Consider the following 3,608-nt stretch of genomic DNA (forward strand, 5'->3'; position numbering starts at 1 on the left):
GGCTTCGACGGTGTCGCCGACCTTGACCAGCAGCTCGATGATCTTGGCCTTGCCCGACGAGCCGATGTCCGGCACATGAATGTCCTGAACCGTGGCAGCAGCAGGTGCGGCGGTCGGTGCCGGGGCAGCCTCTGCAGCCGGGGCGGCAGCAGGCTTCTGTTCGGCGGCAGGCGCAGCGGCGGCCGGTGCCTCAGGTGCCGCAGCGGCACCCTCGATTTCCAGTTCCAGCAGTTCGTCGCCTTCTTTCAGGCGGTCGCCCAGCTTGACCTTCAGGGCCTTGATCACGCCGGCCTTGGGGGCCGGGATCTCCATGGAGGCCTTGTCCGACTCCAGCGTCAGCAGGCTCTGGTCGGCTTCAATACGGTCGCCGACTTTGACGAACAGCTCGATGACTTCACCTTCACCGCTGCCGATGTCAGGTACGCGAATGAGTTCGCTCACTTAAAAATACTCCTCAGCAGTCCAGTGGGTTGCGCTTGTCCGGGTCGATACCGAACGCGGTGATGGCATCGGCCACGACCTTGGGTTCGATCTCGCCACGGTCAGCCAGGGCTTCCAGTGCAGCCAGCACCACGAAGTGACGGTCGACTTCGAAGAAGTGACGCAGCTTCTTGCGGCTGTCGCTGCGACCGAAACCATCGGTACCCAGGACCTTGAATTCTTTGCTTGGTACCCACTGACGAATCTGCTCGGCGAACAGCTTCATGTAGTCGGTAGAGGCGATGACCGGGCCTTTGCGACCTGCCAGGCACTCTTCGACGAAGGTCTTCTGCGGCTTCTGGCCAGGGTGCAGGCGGTTGCTGCGCTCTACGGCCAGGCCGTCGCGACGCAGTTCGTTGAAGCTGGTGACGCTCCACACGTCGGCGCCGACGTTGAACTGTTCACGCAGGATCTTCGCTGCTTCACGCACTTCGCGCAGGATGGTGCCGGAGCCCATCAGTTGCACGTGGTGCGCTGCTTCCCTGGTGTCTTCTTCGAGCAGGTACATGCCCTTGATGATGCCTTCCTCGACACCGGCCGGCATGGCTGGCTGCTGGTAGGACTCGTTCATCACGGTGATGTAGTAGAAGACGTCCTGTTGCTCTTCGGTCATCTTCTTCATGCCGTCCTGGATGATCACCGCCAGCTCGTAGCCGTAGGTCGGATCATAGGTGCGGCAGTTCGGGATGGTCGCGGCCAGCATGTGGCTGTGACCGTCTTCGTGCTGCAGGCCTTCACCGTTGAGGGTGGTACGCCCGGCAGTACCGCCGATCAGGAAGCCACGGGTGCGGCTGTCGCCAGCGGCCCAGGCCAGGTCGCCGATCCGCTGGAAGCCGAACATCGAGTAGAAGATGTAGAACGGCAGCATCGGCTGGTTGTGGTTCGAGTACGAAGTACCGGCAGCGATGAACGACGACATGGCGCCGGCTTCGTTGATGCCTTCCTCGAGGATCTGGCCCTTCTGGTCTTCGCGGTAGAACATCACCTGGTCTTTGTCGACTGGCTCGTAGAGCTGGCCGACCGAGGAGTAGATGCCCAACTGGCGGAACATGCCTTCCATACCAAAGGTACGGGCTTCGTCCGGGATGATCGGGACGATGCGCGGGCCGATTTCCTTGTCCTTGACCAGTTGCGCGAGGATCCGCACGAAGGCCATGGTGGTGGAGATTTCACGGTCGCCCGAACCGTCCAGGATCGCTTTGAGCGTTTCCAGCGGTGGCGTCGGCACGTTGAAGCTCTGCGCGCGGCGCTGCGGCACGAAACCGCCCAGGGCCGTGCGGCGCTCGCTCAGGTAGCGGGCTTCGGCGCTGTCAGGCTCTGGCTTGAAGAACGGCAGGTTCTCCAGCTCTTCGTCCTTGACCGGGATGTCGAAGCGGTCGCGGAACAGCTTGAGGCTGTCGACGTCGACCTTCTTGGTGTTGTGCGCGGTGTTCTTGGCTTCGCCGGCACCGGTGCCATAACCCTTGATGGTCTTGGCCAGGATGACGGTCGGTTGCTCTTTGTGGTTGACCGCTTCGTGGTACGCCGCGTAGACCTTGTACGGGTCGTGGCCGCCACGGTTGAGCTTCCAGATCTCGTCGTCGGACAGGTCGGCAACCATTGCCTTGAGTTCAGGCGTGTTGAAGAAGTGCTCACGCACGAACGCGCCGTCTTTGGCCTTGTAGTTCTGGTACTCGCCGTCGATGACTTCGTCCATGCGGCGTTGCAGGATACCGTCGACGTCCTTGGCCAGCAGTGGGTCCCAGAAACGGCCCCAGATGACCTTGGTGACGTTCCACTGTGCACCGCGGAACACGCCTTCGAGTTCCTGGATGATCTTGCCGTTGCCGCGAACCGGGCCGTCGAGGCGCTGCAGGTTGCAGTTGATGACGAAGATCAGGTTGTCCAGCTTCTCGCGGCCGGCCAGGGAGATGGCGCCCAGGGATTCCGGCTCGTCGCACTCGCCGTCGCCCAGGAAACACCAGACTTTCTGCTTGCCTGGCTGGATGAAGCCGCGGTGCTCCAGGTACTTCATGAAGCGTGCCTGGTAGATCGCCTGGATTGGGCCCAGGCCCATGGAAACGGTCGGGAACTGCCAGAAGTCAGGCATCAGCCATGGGTGCGGGTAGGACGACAGGCCCTTGCCGTCGACTTCCTGGCGGAAGTTGTTCATCTGCTCTTCGCTGATGCGGCCTTCCATGAACGCGCGGGCGTAGACGCCTGGCGAGGTGTGGCCCTGGAAGTAGATCAGGTCGCCGCCGTGCTCGTCGCTCGGGGCCTGGAAGAAGTAGTTGAAGCCGATGTCGTACAGGGTCGCGCTGGAGGCGAAGCTGGAGATGTGACCACCGAGGTCAGAATCTTTCAGGTTGGTACGCATTACCATGGCCATCGCGTTCCAGCGGACCAACGAGCGAATGCGGCGTTCCATGAACAGGTCGCCAGGCATGCGTGCTTCGTGGGTGACGGGAATCGTGTTGCGGTAAGGCGTGGTGATGGCGTACGGCAGCTGCGAGCCACTGCGGGTGGCCAGCTCGCCCATACGGGTCATCAGGTAGTGAGCGCGGTCTTCGCCTTCTTTGTCGAGAACCGACTCCAAGGCGTCCAGCCATTCCTGGGTTTCGACGGGATCGAGGTCTTGCATGGCTTGCTCCAGGGCGGAAAGGCTTCCAGAATCGGTTGCCTGAGTTTGCGACTGGCCTTTTGGGCAGACGACATGAAATTCTTGGATTACCGGGGGTTGTACCGGCGGCGTGTAGTTTTACTACAAATCGATCCTCATTACATGCGTTGACAGTAAAAAAGCAGTAGTAAAACTACACGAAAAAGGCTCGTGGCCCCTGTTCGGGTTGTGGGATAAATCGATACCGGTGGTTAAAAGCAAGTTAAGAAAAGGTTTGCTGTGATGATTTCTGCCAGAGAATCCGGTTTTTCAGCTATTTCTGACTTTTGTACGACAGTCCAACCGGGCCGCGAGTTCCCCGGGGTTGTCGTGGCCAACCGTTTCACGCCGATCAAGGATAGACCATGAGCCTGCCTCTGCTGGCCGAGCTGCCAGCCACTCTGCAACCACTGGTCAGGCGCCATGCGGCGTCGCTGCGCGCAGCCCTGACGGCCGACCACGGGCCGGGCCTGGACGGCTGGACCGAACA

Annotated in this window: 2 protein-coding genes; both read right to left on the reverse strand. The window is 61.0% G+C overall.

Annotation, left to right across the window (positions count from 1 at the left end):
* A partial coding sequence (locus G3436_RS25630) for a biotin/lipoyl-containing protein (protein WP_338001324.1) occupies nucleotides 1–441 on the reverse strand: 441 nt, incomplete at its 3' end.
* A gap of 13 nt (nucleotides 442–454) precedes the next feature.
* Nucleotides 455–3,100, reverse strand: coding sequence for a pyruvate dehydrogenase (acetyl-transferring), homodimeric type (gene aceE / locus G3436_RS25635; RefSeq protein WP_163951002.1), 2,646 nt, complete (start codon nucleotides 3,098–3,100; stop codon nucleotides 455–457).
* Between the last annotated feature and the right edge of the window lie 508 nt (nucleotides 3,101–3,608).

Origin of the sequence: Pseudomonas brassicae (assembly GCF_010671725.1) — a bacterium.
GTDB classification, from domain to species: domain Bacteria; phylum Pseudomonadota; class Gammaproteobacteria; order Pseudomonadales; family Pseudomonadaceae; genus Aquipseudomonas; species Aquipseudomonas brassicae.

Coding starts and splice junctions, on each gene's coding strand:
- aceE (WP_163951002.1), bottom strand. CDS start 3,100: ATGCAAGACCTCGATCCCGTCGAAACCCAGGAATGGCTGGACGCCTTG.